Source organism: Pseudomonas sp. OST1909 (assembly GCF_015277575.1).
GTDB lineage: Bacteria > Pseudomonadota > Gammaproteobacteria > Pseudomonadales > Pseudomonadaceae > Aquipseudomonas > Aquipseudomonas synxantha_A.
This window is the reverse complement of sequence record NZ_CP063780.1, coordinates 2807242-2823542: the sequence shown is the minus strand read 5'-3', so window position 1 is coordinate 2823542 and position 16301 is coordinate 2807242. Positions and strand designations below refer to the sequence as shown.

At 61.3% G+C, this 16301-nt stretch carries 17 protein-coding genes; 11 read left to right on the top strand and 6 right to left on the bottom strand.

Annotated features, from left to right (window positions below; genetic code table 11):
• The first annotated feature begins 6 nt into the window (after positions 1-6).
• Positions 7-594, top strand: coding sequence for a TetR/AcrR family transcriptional regulator (locus IH404_RS12400; RefSeq protein ID WP_005787628.1), 588 nt, complete (start codon positions 7-9; stop codon positions 592-594).
• On the opposite strand, the gene IH404_RS12395 is transcribed toward IH404_RS12400, so the two are convergent.
• Complete coding sequence (locus IH404_RS12395) at positions 578-1933, bottom strand: MATE family efflux transporter (RefSeq protein WP_005787627.1); 1356 nt, start codon at positions 1931-1933, stop codon at positions 578-580. The genes IH404_RS12400 and IH404_RS12395 overlap by 17 nt on opposite strands.
• A gap of 84 nt (positions 1934-2017) precedes the next feature.
• Complete coding sequence (locus IH404_RS12390; RefSeq protein WP_005787625.1) at positions 2018-2848, bottom strand: IclR family transcriptional regulator; 831 nt, start codon at positions 2846-2848, stop codon at positions 2018-2020.
• A 243-nt stretch (positions 2849-3091) separates the two neighbouring features.
• Between IH404_RS12390 and IH404_RS12385 the strand changes: the two genes are divergently transcribed.
• The 7 genes from IH404_RS12385 to IH404_RS12355 are packed head-to-tail and all read left to right on the top strand — an operon-like array spanning position 3092 to position 9531.
• Positions 3092-4120 (top strand): ABC transporter ATP-binding protein, encoded by a 1029-nt coding sequence (locus IH404_RS12385; protein WP_005787624.1) that lies wholly within the window; start codon positions 3092-3094, stop codon positions 4118-4120.
• Entirely contained in the window at positions 4117-4962 is an 846-nt protein-coding gene (locus IH404_RS12380) for an ABC transporter permease (RefSeq protein WP_194440528.1), read from the top strand. Before IH404_RS12385 ends, IH404_RS12380 begins: the two co-directional genes overlap by 4 nt.
• A gap of 4 nt (positions 4963-4966) precedes the next feature.
• Positions 4967-5761: an ABC transporter permease gene (locus tag IH404_RS12375; protein ID WP_005787620.1), complete on the top strand. Its 795-nt coding sequence runs from the start codon at positions 4967-4969 to the stop codon at positions 5759-5761.
• Entirely contained in the window at positions 5761-6051 is a 291-nt protein-coding gene (locus IH404_RS12370) for a (2Fe-2S)-binding protein (RefSeq protein ID WP_005787618.1), read from the top strand. The genes IH404_RS12375 and IH404_RS12370 overlap by 1 nt, the downstream gene beginning before the upstream one ends.
• Entirely contained in the window at positions 6048-7391 is a 1344-nt protein-coding gene (locus IH404_RS12365) for an NAD(P)/FAD-dependent oxidoreductase (protein ID WP_005787616.1), read from the top strand. The genes IH404_RS12370 and IH404_RS12365 overlap by 4 nt, the downstream gene beginning before the upstream one ends.
• Complete coding sequence (locus tag IH404_RS12360; protein WP_194440527.1) at positions 7388-8485, top strand: FAD-dependent oxidoreductase; 1098 nt, start codon at positions 7388-7390, stop codon at positions 8483-8485. The genes IH404_RS12365 and IH404_RS12360 overlap by 4 nt, the downstream gene beginning before the upstream one ends.
• Positions 8486-8499: 14 nt before the next feature.
• A complete protein-coding gene (locus tag IH404_RS12355) occupies positions 8500-9531 on the top strand; it encodes an ABC transporter substrate-binding protein (RefSeq protein ID WP_194440526.1) in 1032 nt (343 codons plus the stop codon).
• Here the strand turns inward: IH404_RS12355 and IH404_RS12350 are convergent.
• Both IH404_RS12350 and IH404_RS12345 read right to left on the bottom strand, forming a co-directional pair.
• A complete protein-coding gene (locus tag IH404_RS12350; protein ID WP_232289421.1) occupies positions 9476-10183 on the bottom strand; it encodes an isochorismatase family protein in 708 nt (235 codons plus the stop codon). The two genes, IH404_RS12355 and IH404_RS12350, sit on opposite strands and share 56 nt — an antisense overlap.
• Before the next feature lie 127 nt (positions 10184-10310).
• Positions 10311-11084, bottom strand: coding sequence for an L-iditol 2-dehydrogenase (locus IH404_RS12345; RefSeq protein ID WP_194440525.1), 774 nt, complete (start codon positions 11082-11084; stop codon positions 10311-10313).
• 242 nt (positions 11085-11326) lie between these two features.
• Between IH404_RS12345 and IH404_RS12340 the strand changes: the two genes are divergently transcribed.
• A complete protein-coding gene (locus tag IH404_RS12340) occupies positions 11327-12274 on the top strand; it encodes an AraC family transcriptional regulator (protein ID WP_194440524.1) in 948 nt (315 codons plus the stop codon).
• Here the strand turns inward: IH404_RS12340 and IH404_RS12335 are convergent.
• Entirely contained in the window at positions 12268-13068 is an 801-nt protein-coding gene (locus IH404_RS12335; protein WP_005787606.1) for an aminoglycoside phosphotransferase family protein, read from the bottom strand. The two genes, IH404_RS12340 and IH404_RS12335, sit on opposite strands and share 7 nt — an antisense overlap.
• A 208-nt stretch (positions 13069-13276) precedes the next feature.
• On the opposite strand from IH404_RS12335, the gene IH404_RS12330 reads away from it, so the two are divergent.
• Together IH404_RS12330 and IH404_RS12325 are read left to right on the top strand one after the other, a co-directional pair.
• Positions 13277-14227 carry a nucleoside-specific channel-forming protein Tsx gene (locus IH404_RS12330; RefSeq protein WP_005787604.1) on the top strand — a complete coding sequence of 317 codons (951 nt, stop codon included), beginning with the start codon at positions 13277-13279 and terminating at the stop codon, positions 14225-14227.
• 14 nt (positions 14228-14241) lie between these two features.
• Entirely contained in the window at positions 14242-15273 is a 1032-nt protein-coding gene (locus IH404_RS12325; protein ID WP_005787602.1) for a purine nucleoside permease, read from the top strand.
• Positions 15274-15320: 47 nt separating this feature from the next.
• Here the strand turns inward: IH404_RS12325 and IH404_RS12320 are convergent, their stop codons facing one another.
• Positions 15321-16280, bottom strand: coding sequence for a zinc-binding alcohol dehydrogenase family protein (locus IH404_RS12320; protein ID WP_005787600.1), 960 nt, complete (start codon positions 16278-16280; stop codon positions 15321-15323).
• Between the last annotated feature and the right edge of the window lie 21 nt (positions 16281-16301).

The following is a 16301-nucleotide window of genomic DNA, read 5'->3' as shown; positions in this document are numbered from 1 at the left end:
ACTTCCATGAGCCGAGCCCGTGCCGAAATGATCGAAGAGACTCGCGCCCGCCTGATCGCAAGTGCGCGCCGGGCATTCGCCACCCAAGGCTATGCCCATACCTCGATGGATGACTTTACCGCTCAAGCCGGGCTGACGCGCGGTGCGTTGTACCATCACTTTGGTGACAAAAAAGGCTTGCTGGCAGCCGTAGTCGCCCAGCTCGACAGCGAGATGGACGAGCGCTTGCAACGCATCAGCGCGCAGGCCACAGAGGTGTGGAGCGGGTTTTGCGAACGCTGCCGAGCTTATCTGCGCATGGCCCAGGATCCGGAAATCCAGCGCATTGTGTTGCAGGATGCGCCAGCGGTGCTGGGGGATACCGGCTCACAACATCACTGTGTTGAGTCGTTGCGCCAACTCCTGGAAGCCCTGATGCAAGCCGGATGGGTCGCGCCGGCACCCAGCCAGGCACTGGCGCAGTTGATCAACGGCAGCCTGGTCAACACGGCGTTGTGGATCGCCCGGGATGCACACCCGGGCGCGCGGCTGGAGGAAGGCTTGCAAGGCCTGGAGGTGTTATTGCGCGGGCTTAGCCTCAAACCAACCGCTTGATCTGCTTATGCCGCCATACCAGCCGGTAATACGCGGTCTGCAATACCAGCATCGCTAGGTAGGTCACCGGGAACGCCATCCACACCCCCTCCAACCCGAAGTGTGCGTTGAACAGATAAGCCATCGGCAGCTCCACGCAGAGCACGCAGAAAATCGAGATCGCCACCGGCATCAGCACCACGCCGCTGGCGCGCATGATGCCGCCGATCACCGCCTGGAAGCCGAACACCAGGATGCTCCAGAGCATGATGTGCAGCAGGTGTTCGGCTCTGATCCGGGCGCTGTCGTCAGTGATGAACAGCCCCAGCAACCAGTGCGACAACCCATAACCGAGCACAATCAGGCCACCGGTCAGGCACAGGTTGATCACCAACCCCGTGCGCAGGATCGGCCCGATGCGCTCCAGACGCCCGGCGCCGATCGCCTGGGCACCGAGGATCGAGGCGGTGATGGCAATCGACAGCGCCGGGAACTGCACGTAGTTGACGATCTGCGTCACTGCGCCATAAGCCGCCGTGGCCTGGGAGCCGTGGCTATTGACCAGGGCCAGGATGACCAATTCCGACAACGACAACACCACCATCTGCAAGCCTGTCGGCAGGCCGATGCGCAGCACTTTACCGAGGATGACGCGGTCCAGGCGTAAAGCCGCGAGCAGCTCGCGATCCGGTGCCATCACATGGTTTTTATGCCGCAGGCGCAGGACCAGAAACAGCATGGCCAACGCATTACCCACCAAACCTGCGTACACCGCACTCTGGATGCCCAGGGGCGGCAGGCCGATCCAGCCGCGAATCAGCGCTGGCGTCAGCAGCAAGCCCACCAGGGTCGAAACCATTAACGCCAGCAACGGCGAAATCGTATCGCTCACCCCACGCAGCAATTGGGTATAGAGGATGAACACCAGTAACAGCGGCATGATCAACATCATCATCTGGGCATAGCCCACCGCATCGTCGAGCACATCCAGCGGCGTGCCCAATGCCTGCAGCGCCGGCCGTGCAAACAGGCTGCCGAGCACCGCAGCAATCAGGCCCACCAGTGCGCCCAAGGCCAGAGTGGCGCCAGTAATCGCCTTGACCATGCCCGTCTCCCGGGCACCCCACGCCTGGCCGATCAACACCGAGGCGCCCGCCCCCAGGCCGATCACCAGGGCGATGAAGAAAAACACGATGGGGAACATCCCCGACACCGCCGCCAAAGCCTGGGTGCCGAGCATTTGCCCGACATAGATACCGTTGAGGGTGCCGGAAAAGCTTTGCAGAAAATTGGACAGCACCATCGGTGCCAGAAAGATCAGATAGATCTGCCACAGCGGGCGTTGCAAAGGGGTCAGCATGAAAAATGGGACCTCGAATAACGAAAGCGTCGCAGGGTTATACCGTAAGTGGATCCAATGCTAATGCGCTTTAGCAAAGATCACTCATCCACCAAACGTCTGCGACGGCCTGCGCAACGTAGGGTCGAACGGGTTGATGCGTGGCCCGATTGCTGCAGCTTCGCGCTTGAGCAATTCCACCACCATCGGCAATCGGCTTGGCCCCAGGCGGTCACTGATGGTCGCCACACTCAACGCTGCGACCGCATGCCCCTCGCGGTTGAGGATCGGCACTGCCAACCCCGCCATACCTTCCAGCACCCCGGTGTTGCGTGCCGCGTAGCCCAAATTGCGAACGTTCTCAACTTCGGAGCGCAGCAGCACTTCGTCATACAAATGAAAATCCTTGAGCCGTGGCAGGTTGTAGCGGATGACCGTCTCGCGCTCTTCCTGCGGCAGAAAGGCCAGAATTGCCAGGCTGCCCTGCCCTACCCCCAGGGCTACGCGCCCGCCGATATCACCGGTGAAGGTACGAATCGGGTACGGGCCTTCGCTGCGGTCCAGGCAAATGGCGTCGAAGCCGCTGCGAGCCAGCAGGAACAGCGAATCTCCCAACGATGCACTCAGGCGCAACAGGCTTGGGCGCACCAGATCGCGCAGGTTGCCAGTCTTGCCGGCATTGGCGGCCAACGCAAAGAACTCCAGGCTCAGGCGATAGCGTTTACTGCGCGCATCCTGCTCGACCATGCCTTCATCCATCAGGCTGCGTAGCAAGCGGTGAGTGGTGGGCTGGGAGAGGCCAACGCGTTGGGCGAGCTGGGTGACACGTTCGCCTCCCTCGGGCACTTCACCCAGAGCACGTAGTAAGGCAAACACGCGGGATACGCCACCAGCACCGACTTCCTTGCCGTTGCTATTCCGCTGAATGGAATCCATATCACTCGATATCAACATAAATTCTGCTCAGTGAATAAATCTTAAAATAGTAGTCCGCTGAATGAAATTCCATCTTCCGCCCATCCTAGTCTTCGCTCTAATCTGCGTCCACAGGGGCGAAACGAACAACAACTGGCAGCCGACTCAAGATCGAGCGTCAACGCACCGGCAACACTCTTTTCGCATCTGCCCAAAACAAAAAAACGCGCTTCGGCGCGGCGGAATAAAAGGTGGATCGCAGACATGGCATTTCTCCAACTCAACGCCTTGAGTAAACGCTACGGCGCCGTTGATGCAGTAGTTGCCACCGACCTCGCGGTGGAAAAAGGCGAATTCGTTTCCCTGCTTGGTCCTTCGGGCTGCGGCAAGACCACCACCCTGCAAATGATCGCCGGCTTTGTCGAGGTGAGCAGCGGCCAGATCCTGCTCGATGGTCGCGACATCACCCGTGCCAAGCCTGCCAGTCGTGGCCTGGGCGTGGTGTTCCAAAGTTATGCGCTGTTTCCCCATATGAGCGTGCGCGACAACGTCGCCTTCGGCTTGAAGATGCGCAAGGTACCGGCCACCGAGATCGCAAGCCTCGTCAAGACCGTACTCGAACTGGTGCGTCTGGCCCCCCATGCCGAACGCTACCCTCGGGAACTCTCCGGCGGCCAACGCCAACGCGTCGCGCTGGCCCGTGCATTGGTGATCGAGCCACCGGTTCTGCTGTTGGATGAACCGTTGTCCAACCTTGACGCCAACCTGCGTGAAGAGATGCAGTTCGAGATCCGCCGCATTCAATGTGCGGTGGGCATCACCACCTTAATGGTCACCCACGACCAGGCCGAAGCGCTCTCCATCAGCGATCGCGTGGTCGTGATGCAGGCCGGGCGCGTGACCCAGATCGACGCGCCATACAAACTCTATGAACACCCGCGCACGCGCTTCATCTCTGACTTTGTCGGCAAGGCCAACCTGCTGGCCGGCGACTACGACGCGCTCGGTGTCCCCCAAGTGCGTCACCAGGGCGGCGCTGGCCAACTGACCCTGAGCCTGCGTCCGGAAAAGATCCAATTGGTACAAGCAGGTTCAGGCCGCGTGCAAGGCCAGGTGCTCGACCGCTACTTTTTCGGCAGCCAATGGTTGTATCGCATCCATACCCCCCTTGGCGAAATTACCGTGGTGCGCGGCAACGATGGCAGCGCACCGCTTTGCAACGGCGCGGCAGTGGGCCTGCAATGGCAAGCGGATTTGCTACGGGTACTGGCGGCCGATGAGGTGCACCCATGAATCGCGGCTACCTGCTCTCGTTGCCGGCATTGGTGCTGTTTGGCGGGTTACTGATCCTGCCATTGGCCTTGACGCTGGTACTGTCCTTCAACGTGTTCGATTACCAGGTGGGTGTAAAGGCCGATCAGTGGACCCTGGCCCACTACCTGGCATTGTTGAGCGATGCCTATTTCTACGAGATCTTCTGGCGCACCTTCTGGATCAGTGCGCTGGTAACGTTGCTGTGCGTGGTGATCGGGGTACCGGAGGCGTACATCCTCAGCCGCATGGGTACGCCGTGGCGGTCGGTCTTCCTGATCCTGATCCTCACACCGCTTCTGATTTCCGTGGTGGTACGCGCGTTTGGCTGGAGCTTGCTGCTCGGCGCCGATGGCCTGGTCAACCAGGTGATCCAGGCCGTCGGCGGGCGCCCGGTGAAGCTGCTGTATACGCCGTTCGCCGTGATCATCGCGCTCGTGCACGTGATGCTGCCGTTCATGATCATCCCGGTATGGACCTCCCTGCAAAAGCTCGACCCCTCGGCGGAACAAGCAGCGCTGTCTCTGGGCGCAAGCCAGGCCACGGTGATGCGCAAGATCGTGTTGCCGCAAGTGATGCCCGGCGTGCTGTCCGGCACCTTGATCGTGTTCGGCCTGGCCGCCAGTTCGTTCGCAATCCCAGGGTTGCTGGGCGGGCGGCGTCTGAAAATGGTCGCCACTGTGGTGTATGACCAATACCTCTCGGAACTCAACTGGCCCATGGGCGCGACCATTGCGGTGGTGCTGCTGTTGGTCAATCTACTGATCATGCTGAGCTGGAACCGCATGGTCGAAGGCCGCTATAAAAAGTCCCTGGGGGTTTAAGCGCATGTCCAGAAACGGTCCTTTGGCCCTCGGTTTCCATGGTTTGGTGGTGCTGTTCATGATGGCGCCGCTGGTGGTGGTGTGCCTGGTGGCGTTCACCCCGGAAAACACCTTGAGCCTGCCCACATCGGGCTTTTCCCTGCGCTGGTTTCGCGCCGTATTCGAGCGCGCCGACTTCATCCAGGCCTTCTATAACAGCCTGATCCTGGCGTTTACCGCCGCGTCCCTGGCGACCTTGATCGCGGTACCGGCGGCCTTGGCGATCAGTCGCTATACGTTCCCCGGGCGCAACTTTTTCAGTGCACTGTTTCTGTCGCCAATCATCATCCCGCACCTGGTGCTGGGCGTGGCGATGCTGCGCCTGTTTGCGTTGATGGGCGTTAATGGCAGCTTTACCTGGCTGATGCTGGCACACGTGGTGATCATCACTCCCTATGTACTGCGCCTGGTGCTGGCGGCAGCGATCGGGATTGATCGCAGTGCCGAGCAGGCCGCCGAATCCCTCGGAGCCGGGCGCTTTACGTTGTTCCGGCAAATCACCTTGCCGATGATTTTGCCTGGGGTGGCCGGTGGTTGGTTGCTGGCGTTCATCAACAGTTTCGATGAGGTGACCCTGTCGATCTTCGTCAGTTCACCGGCCACACAAACCCTGCCGGTGCGCATGTACGTGTATGCCACTGAGTCCATCGATCCAATGATGGCGGCGGTATCGGCGCTGGTGATTGCACTCACCGCAGCGACCATGATTCTGCTCGATCGGGTCTACGGCCTGGACCGTGTACTGGTGGGGAAACACTGATGGCGCTGTTCAAGCGACTGACCGAAACCCAGCGCCCAGCCCTGGCGTTCACCCTTGATGGGCAGCCGGCCACCGGGCTGCTCGGCGATACCTTGCTGACTGCCATGCTGACCTGCGCCGACCATCTGCGCGGCAGCGATTTCAGCGCCGAACGCCGCGCCGGTTTTTGCCTGATGGGGGCGTGCCAGGATTGTTGGGTACGGCTTGCCGATGGGCGACGCGTACGGGCCTGCTCGACGTTGCTCGAAGAAGGTCACGCGATCAGCCGCGATCCAGGACGGCAGCCATGAAGCCCGTGGCAATTGTAGGCGCAGGCCCAGCGGGCATCGCTGCCGCACGTACGCTGCTCGATCACGGCATAAAACCCTGCTTGATCGATGAGAACCTGCGCGGCGGCGGGCAGATATATCGGCGCCAACCGGCAAACTTCCAGCGCTCGGCCAAACAACTCTACGGCTTTGAAGCGAGCAAGGCGCAGACCGTGCATCGCATCATGGACGAGCTTGCACCGTTGATCGACTACCGGCCGCAAACCCTGGTATGGAACGCCGAGGACAACCGTCTCGACCTGCTCACCAGTGGTCGCATCGACAGCGTTGAGTATTCGCGCATCATTGTCGCCACCGGCGCCACCGACCGTATCCTGCCGGTGCCGGGCTGGACCTTGCCGGGCGTCTACAGCCTGGGCGCGGCGCAAATCGCCTTGAAGTACCAGGGCTGCGCAATTGGCGAACGCGTAGTGTTTTGTGGTTCCGGGCCACTGCTCTATCTCGTCGCTTATCAATATGCCCAGGCGGGCGCCAAGGTGTTGGCCGTGCTCGACAGTGCGCCGTTCAGTGCCCAATGTCGCGCATTACCGGCGTTGCTCAGGCAACCGGCGACCCTGGCAAAGGGTTTGTATTACCGTGCTTGGCTGGCGGCCCATGGGATTGCCGTGCATCAGGGCGCAACGCTGTCGCAGATCGATGGAGAGCAACGGGTCCACGGCATTCGCTGGGGCGAACAGACACTGGAATGCGATGCGGTGGCCTTCGCGCATGCCCTGCGCAGCGAAACGCAGCTAGCGGATTTACTCGGCTGTGACTTTGCCTGGAATAATCTCAACCGCGCCTGGTTGCCGCAGCGGGACTGCGCTGGGCGCAGCAGCGTCGAGGCGGTGTATCTGGCTGGCGATGGCGCAGGGATCATGGGCGCGGATGCGGCGCAGATGGCTGGCGAATGTGCGGCGTTGGCGCTGCTGGAGGATGCCGGCATTACGGTCGATCAGCACCGCCAGGATACGCTGCAGAAGCAGTTGGCGAGGATCCAGGGCTTTCGTCAGGGCCTGGAAACCGCGTTCCCTTTCCCCGAACAATGGGCTGTGCAAGCCCCCGACGAACTGATTCTGTGCCGCTGCGAAGAGGTCAGCGTCGGTGAAGTGCGGGCAGTAGTGGATGAGGGTCACTGGGAAATAAATCGGGTCAAAGCCCATTGCCGCATTGGCATGGGCCGCTGTCAGGGACGGATGTGCGGGTTGGCGACGGCGGAAATTGTCGCCCAGCGCAGCGGGCGTGGCATCGAACAAGTCGGACGCCTGCGGGGCCAAGCGCCGATCAAGCCGCTGCCGTTTGGCGTGGAGGGGCAACCATGATCGACGTCATCGTCCTGGGCGGCGGGATTGTCGGCGCTTCGGCAGCTTTGACACTCGCGCGAAAAGGCCAGCGGGTGGCGCTGGTGGAACGGGATTTTTGTGGCTCGCACTCCAGCGGCGTCAATTATGGCGGCGTGCGCCGCCAGGGCCGGCCCTTGCATCAGTTACCGTTGTCCCAGCGCGCCCATCAACTGTGGGCCGACTTGCCAGGCTTGATTGGCATTAGTGGCGAGTACGTGCGCTGCGGGCATTTGAAGCTGGCGCGCAGCCCGGCAGATTTTGCTGCGCTGCATGCGTATGCCGAAAAAACCCGTGGCTTCGACCTGGGCTTGCAGCTGTTGGATCGCACTGAGTTGCGCGGGCGTTTCCCCTGGGTGGGCGACGTGGCAGTGGGTGCCTCCTTGTGCCCGGAAGACGGACATGCCAACCCGCGACTAGTGGCCCCGGCCTTCGCCCGTGCCGCCCTACGCCACGGCGCCGAGGTGTACGAGCAAGCCGAAGTGATCCGCATCGAGCACAACAGCCAACAGTTCCAGGTGCACTGTGCCAATGGCTTGCATCTGCAAGCCCCCTGGCTGCTCAACTGCGCCGGTGCCTGGGCCGGCAGTGTCGCTGCACAGTTTGACGAGCCAGTACCGATTACCTCGGCGCACCCGGCGATGCTGGTCACCGAACCACTGCCGGTGGTGATGACTGTCAGTACGGGTGTCGAGGGCGGAGGGGTCTATGCGCGGCAAGTCGCCAGGGGCAACTGCATCCTCGGCGGCGGTCGCGGCTTTGCCCTCGGCCCACAGCAAGCCAGGCCAGGTCAGGCCGCGCTGCTGGAAATTCTGCGCAATGCCAGCGAACTCTATCCATTTCTCAAGGGTGCCCAGGCGATACGGACCTGGAGCGGCACCGAAGGTTACTTGCCCGATCACGAACCGGTGATCGGCCCCAGCAGCACCCAACCTGGCCTGCTCCACGGTTTCGGCTTCGCCGGGGCCGGGTTCCAGCTCGGCCCCGCAGTCGGCGAAGCCCTGGCAGAGATTGTCTGCGCAGGGGCCAGCCGCCAGCCCATCGAAGCGTTTTCCATCCGTCGTTTCCAAGCCTGAGAGGAAAAACATCCATGTACTCACGCATCGCTTTATCCTGCTTGTCCCTCGCCTTGCTCACCGGCACCGCCCATGCCGCCCCCACGCTGTACCTGGGCATGAACGGCGGTACCATGGAACGGGTGTACGCCGACAAGGTGCTGCCCGCCTTCGAGAAAGCCAACAACGTCAAGGTGGTGATCGTACCCGGCACCTCCTCGGACATCCTTGCCAAGGTCCAGGCCAACAAGGCCAACCCGCAGATGCACGTCATGTTCCTCGACGACGGCATCATGTACCGCGCGATCTCCATGGGTCTGTGCGACAAGCTCACGCCAAGCCCGACCCTGGAGCAGATCCCGGCCAAGGCCAGAATCAAGGACGAAGCCGTGGCCGTAACACTGGGCGTCACCGGCCTGGGTTACAACGCCAAGATGTTCAAGGACAAGGGCTGGTCCGCGCCCACCTCGTGGATGGACCTGGCCGACCCGCGTTTCAAGGACAAAGTGGTGTTCCAGTCCCTGGCCTCCTCCACCTTTGGCCTGCACGGTTTCCTGATGTTCAACCGCATCCAGGGTGGCGATGAAACCAATGTAGAACCGGGCTTCAAAGCCTGGCCTACCAGCGTCGGCCCCAACGTACTGGAATACATCGCCAGCTCCGCGAAAATCTCCGAGATGGTGCAAACCGACGAAGCCGCACTCTTCCCCCTGACGCCGACCCAGGTCGCCACGCAGAAGCTGTTGGGCATACCCATGGAATATGCGCAGCCCAAGGAAGGCGCGGTGGTTCTCAACGTGGCCGAGTGCGTGATCGCCCGCAATGACCAGCCGGAACTGGCGCAGAAACTCGCGGCGTTCTTGCTGACCGCTGAGGCCCAGGCGCCGGCGCTGGAGGACGGCGACCAGATTCCGTCGAACCCGACGACGCCCACCACCGAAAAGACCCGGGCACGGGTGGAAGCCATGCAGGGTTACTTGCAGACGGCGATTTCAATTGATTGGGACCAGGTTAACCAGGCGAGGCCGGAATGGAATGCGCGGTGGAGTCGCTCGATTGAGCGTTGAGGCTTGAGCGCTGCGCAATCGCGGCCAGCTCATCACGGGTGCTACTGATGACAGCACCCGCCTTGAGCAACTCATTGACCGCCTGTACACCCCCCTCCTCGCTGATGCTGCGGCACGCCGGCAGGTGCAAGACCACTTGCAATCCGGCCTGGAGCAACTGCAACGCAGTGGTCTTGACGCAGTAGTCCAAAGCCAGGCCGCCGACGATCACACGCACCACCCCTCGGGCCTTGAGGTACTCGATGACGCCGGTGGACAGTTTGTCGTGCAGGTCGTGGTAGCAGGCGCCATAAGGGTGCAGGTCGGGTTCGACGCCCTTCCAGATGAAGTAGTCATAGTCATAAGGCGCTGGCAGTTCGTCGAGCAACGTGAAGCCTTCGGTACCCGGCACGCAGTGGCTGACCCAGGTGACATCGGCGTGGGCAAGGCCAGTGGGCTGCAACATCTGGCTGTGCTGCGCGACCACCCAAGGGGCGTGCGGGGTGTGGGCGTCCTTGCTGCCGATGCGATGACCGGCGAGGCTGGCCATGTAGTTGAGTTCGGCGCCAATGCGGTCGCCTCCGACCACCGGCAATTCGTTGGGGCACAAAGGCGTGAAGCTTTTCTGCGCGTCGACGTCGAATGAGGCGATGGCGGTTTTCGCAAGGGTCATGGTGATTCTCCGGTGGCAGGCCCCAGGTGACGGAGTGTCAGTCACTTTATAGATGGCTGGCAACACCGCCATGGGTACAAGTCGAATCGTCGCACCGACCCTCCCATGTTTTTAACGGTGCGAGGCTTCAGTTCATCCAGTTGCCGCCATCCACGTTGTAGGTCTGGGCCACCACATAATCGGCTTCCTTCGACGCCAGGAAGATCGCCATTCCGGTCAGATCTTGCGCCGAGCCCATGCGCCCGAACGGTACCTCATCCCCTACCCGCTTTTTCTTCTCGCCAGGTGCCAGCCCCTCATGCCTGGCAAACAGCGCATCAACGGCGTCCCAGTGCTCGCCGTCCACTACGCCCGGGGCGATGGCATTGACGTTGATGCCCTGCTTGATCAGGTTCAACCCCGCCGATTGCGTCAGGCTGATCACCGCCGCCTTGGTCGCACAATAGACGGCTACCAACGGCTCACCCCGCCGTCCGGCCTGGCTGGCCATGTTGATGATCTTGCCGCCATGGCCCTGGCTGATCATCTGCCGCGCCGCGGCTTGTAGCGTGAACAGGGTGCCGGCGACGTTGATCGAGAACAGCCGCTCAAAGCTGTCGCGGGTAATGTCGACAATAGGTGCCAGGTCGAACAGCGCAGCATTGTTGATCAGGATATCCAGCTTGCCGGCATGGGCCACGACCGCGGCGATGGCGGCGTCGATGCAAGCTTGATCGGTGACGTCCATCGCCACGGCATAAGCCTGGGGGCCCAATTCGGCAGCGGTGGCCTGGGCGCGTTGCAGATTGATGTCGGCAATGGCAACGGTAGCGCCTTCAGCAATATAGGCCTGGGCAAACGCTCGGCCGATACCCCGCGCCGATCCGGTGATCAACGCGCTTTTACCTTCGAGTCGTTTCATCGCGGTGTCCTGTAAAAATGAGTTCGGGTCGCCGGCACATTGCACCTGTTGTTTTTGTGGGCGTGCCTCGATTACAGCAGCTCGGCCTGGCCCTTACAAACGACTGGCGACTGTGCGGCTGATACTTTTTTGACCTCAAGCCCAGGATCAAAAAAGTACCAGTGCAACGCAAAATCGGGGTAGCACACTGATTGCCGGTGCGCGTATTTTGAGTCCATTGCACAACCACAAGAGGCAGCACCATGCCCATCAGCTGCACCAGCCTGTTCGAGCACCGCCCTGCGGAGCTTGAAGTGATCCTGCCCGAACCGGAGCATGGTTTTCGCTGGTTCGAACATGACTATCCCTATGAACTGGCGCGCTGGAACCATCATCCCGAGTTCGAGATTCACCTGATCCGCCAGGGCAGCGGCAAGCTGGTGGCGGGCGACTATATTGGTGCGTTTGGCGCCGGTCATGTCGCGTTGATCGGCCCTGACCTGCCCCACGACTGGATCGGCGACCTGGCGCCGGGCGAATACCTGAGCGGCCGAGACGTGGTGCTGCAGTTCGACGGCGCCGCCCTCCTCGCCCTGCGCACCACCCTGCCTGAGCTCGGCGATCTACAACCGTTGTTTGAACGGGCGCGATGCGGCCTTGAATTCTGCGGCGAAGCAGCAACAAGTGCGGCACGGCTGATGGAGGCCATCGGCAGCGCCCATGGCCTGCAACGCCTGACCCTGTTCCTGCAGCTGCTCGACACCCTGAAGAACGCCTCGCCCACACAGGCCAAGACCCTGGCCAGCCCGTACTACGCACCCACCCTGGATGCACGCAGCGCCGATCGCATCAACAAAGCCTTCGATTACCTGATGCGCGAACTGACCGGCGACGTGCGCCTATCGGACATTGCGCGGCAATTGGAGATGAGCGAGCCGGGCTTCTCGCGTTTTTTCAAGCGCAACACCGGCCACGGTTTTATCGACCTGATGCGCAAGTTCCGCGTGCAACGTGCCTGCCGGTTGTTGTTGCAAAGCCAGATGTCGGTGGCGGATATCTGCTTTGAAGTGGGCTACGCCAACCTGTCCAATTTCAACCGCCATTTTCGCATCGAAATGCATCAGACGCCGAGCGAATACCGGCGGCAGACTGCATTGCATTTATTCAACTCCATCGCCAATCAACCACCACGCGCCAAGCTCACCTATTGACCCAGTGCCTGTTGCGCCAGGCAAGCCACCCGCAACTCAGCCTCGGCGCGTTCGCGTTCCTGATCTTCCAGAAACCAGGCGGCGGACAGCCCAGCGTGAGCCACCACCCATTGCAGCAGACGCGTGCGCGACAGCCCCGCCGCCTGCGTAATCACCTCGACCTGGCGGCTGAAACGCTGCGGGTCGCTAGCAGTAGGCAAATCCGGATTGCAGATCAGGTTGACGTAATCGTAGCCGCGCTCACCCACCACCCGTTTTGGATCAATCGCCAGCCAGCCCCGAGGGCCGAAGTCGAGAATATTGTTGTGATGGATATCTCCGTGCAGCACCACCCTATCCTGTTGCGCCGCCAACAAGGTACGGGCCATCGCCGCGCAATCGCGTAGCACGCCACCTTCGCGCTCGGCGGCGTTCCACAAGGCATTGAACCATTCATCCAGCCCAAGCAAACCCTCGGGCGGCGATGCGCGGGGCGCATGCAGTCGGGCCACGGTAGCGCAGGCGATCTGGCTGGCTTCGTCGTCCTGGCCATTGAGGGCCATGCGCATCAAGGAACCTGGCCCAGTGGCGCGCTCCATCAATACTGCGGTGTGGTCATGGGCAAACACCTGCGCCGCGCCGTCGCCTGCCCACCAACTCAACAAACGACCGCCAAGCTTTTCTTCCGAGGTATGGGCAATTTTCAACATCGCCGCCATGCCTTGCCAGCGCACCGGCAAAAGGTGACTGCCAGGCGTAACGATAGGCTCGCCATCGGCACTCAAGCTCCAGGCGCGCAGATAGTGATCGAACATATGGGTGCTCCAGTGGGTGTGCACAGGATGACATGTAACCCGCTGGTTTTCTGACCAAAGCGTCGGCTAATTCGCATTTTTTCCAAACAGTTCAAGCCATTGGCACAAGTTGGTACAGCCTGTGCAAACGTTTGCGGAACGAACTTGGCAGCCAAGTTCAGCCCTACCCGACGAATCGGGTTAAACCGCGTACGAATAAGGACTTTCAATGCATCCCACCTCTAAGCCTCGTGCTTGCCTTGGTGTTTCCCTGCTACTGGCCGCCGTTACGGGAGTACTCAGTGGCCCCATTTTGGCGCAGCAAAAGCCCGTCGATGATTCAGCCCAGGGCGAAACCCTTAGCCCTGAGGCCAGCCCACCGGCGAAAAAAGGCGTTTACCTGTCGGAGTGGTTCAACCAGGACCTGACGCTGATCGGCAGCAAAGACATCAGCTTCGGCCCCAAGCCCCAGGATGACGTCTACCTGGAGTACGAGTACTTCGGGCGCAAGGGGCCCTTTGAGCTGTACGGCTATATCGACGTGCCGAAGATCCTCACCATCGGTAACAGTAATGACAAAGGTGTATGGGACCATGGCTCGCCGGTATTCATGGAGCATGAACCGCGGATCTCCATCGACTACCTCGCAGGGCGCAGCCTGGCGATCGGCCCGTTCAAGGAGTGGTATGTGGCCTTTGACTGGATCTACGATCACGGCAGCCATAAGGAAAACCGCGCCAATACCCTGTACAGCGGCCTGGGCACCGATATCGACACCCACTCGCGGGTCAACCTGTCGGCCAACTTTTATGGCCGCTACCAGTGGGAAAACTACGGCGCCAGCAATGAATATTCCTGGGATGGCTACCGCGCGCAGATGAAGTACATCGTGCCCATCGGCAAGTTCGACAACGGTGCTTCGCTGACCTATATCGGCTTTACCAACTACGACTTCGGCTCGGACCTGCACAAGGACAACCCGGCGCGCACCGCCAATTCCCTGGTGGCTACCAACGTGTTGCTGTACGCGTTCACCCACCTGCGCTTTACCCTGGTGGGTCGCTACTTTCACAACGGTGGCAACTGGGAAGACGGCAGCGAGTTGAATTTCGGCGAAGGCAACTTCCGCGCCCGCTCTGATGGCTGGGGTTACTACGCCGGCGTGGGTTACCAATTCTGATCAAGGAGCTGTACATGAACGCACTGACTCGTATCTCGCTGGCCGTCGGCCTCGCCCTGCTGCCCCACGTAGTGCTGGCGGATAACCCCGCACCGATCAAGCCCAAGGTGATGTTGATCACCATGTTCGCCCCCGAGGCGCAAACCTGGATCGACCGCCTGGAACTCAAGCAGGAAGTACGCGTGCCAGGGCTGTCTGCCGAGTACCCGGTGATTCGCTGCAACACCCAGGACGTATGCCTGCTGGTAACCGGCATGGGCCAGACCAACGCCGCTGCGTCGACCCTGGCCCTGGCCTTGTCGCCCAAATTCGACCTGCGCCAGAGCTATTTCCTGATCGCCGGTATCGCCGGTATCAGCCCCAAGCACGGCACCATCGGCACCGCCGCCTGGGCCCATTACCTGGTGGAGTTCGGCACCCAGTGGGAGCTGGATTCACGGGATGCGCCCAAGGACTGGCCGACCGGTTATATCGGCATCAACACCAAGGGGCCCAACGAAAAGCCACCGCTGGACTACAAGACCGAAGTATTCGAGCTCAACCCAAAGCTGCAAGCCAAGGCGTTTGCCTTGTCGCACAAGGTGGAGCTGACCGAAAGCAAAGAATCCGCCGCCTGGCGCAAGCACTATCCCGACGCCCCGGCCAACCAGCCGCCGCAAGTCACGCGCTGCGACACGCTGGCGGGCAATACCTGGTTTTCCGGCACCCGCCTGAGCGAACGCGCCGAAGTCTGGACCAAGTTGCTCACCGACAATAAAGGCGAATACTGCACCACCCAGCAGGAGGACAACTCCACTTATGAAGCCCTGCTGCGCGCCAGCCGTGAGGGCCTGGTGGATATCCAGCGCCTGGCCGTGGTGCGCGCAGGCTCCGATTTTGACCGGCCTTATCCGGGTTACAGCGAGGTCGACAACTTGCTCAAGTATGCGGACCAGGGCGGCTTTGTACCGGCACTGGAAAACCTGTACCGCACGGGCAATCCGCTGGTACAGGCGATTGTGAATCAGTGGTCGGCGTGGGAAAAAGGCGTACCCGAGGTCGAGTAAAGATCTGAAGTGGGAGGGGCTTACCCCCTCCCACATTTGCGACGATGTCACGGCAGCAGGATGAATTTGTCCGGGCTGCCGCTGTTCACTTGCTCATAACACTCAACTCCATCAGCCAACGCCACTTCGCGCAGGCCGGTGGGCAACGGCAACAACCCCTCATCAAAGAACCGCCCGAACGCCCCTAACATCACCGCACATTGCTCACAGCTATAGAGCAACGAATTGACGCCTACCACCGTCCCCCCCTTGCGATACAGCGCCAGAGCCGGCAGTTGCACGTGGCCGTCAACCGGTGCGGCAATGATTGCGATACGGCCGAAAGGCGCCAACCCCGCCACTGCTGCGGGCAGCCAGAAACCGCTGGTATCGAAGATCACCTCGGCGCCGCCCTTGAACACGGCGTGCACTTGTACGCCCAGTTCCTGCGGTTGGCCCAGGGCAATCGCCTCCACGCCTTGCGCCTGTAAGACATCCACCTGATCAGGGCGACGCACCGCTGCCAGCACCTGCGCACCACGAAGCTTCGCCAGTGCCAACGCCGCGCTGCCAACGGCACCATTGGCGCCGATCACCAGCAACCGCGTGCCCTTGCCCACACCACTGCGTTCCAGCGCATCCCAGGCCGTGGTATACGGCACGCCAAGGCCCGCGGCCTGGGTGAAGCTCAAGTGACCGGGCTTGGGCGCCACGCCTGTGGCCAATACCCGAAGGTATTGGGCATGGGAGCCGTCAGCAAAAAAGCCCAGGTCGCGACCGGTGCCCCAGACTTCCTGACCGAGCAAGGCTGGCGGACCTTCGACCACCACCCCGGCAAAATCGCGCCCGGGAATGCGCGGCAGCGTGGTGTAGGGAAACCGGCCGAGTACGTTTTTCACATCGCTGGGGTTCAGACCGGCGGCTTTGACCTGGACCAGCACTTCATCGGCAGACGGTACGGGCATGGCAACATCGACCAGGCGCAGGTCGGCGAGGTCGCCACTGGCGCTAAATTGTAGTGCTTTCATTAAAGGCATCCGTCGAAGAAG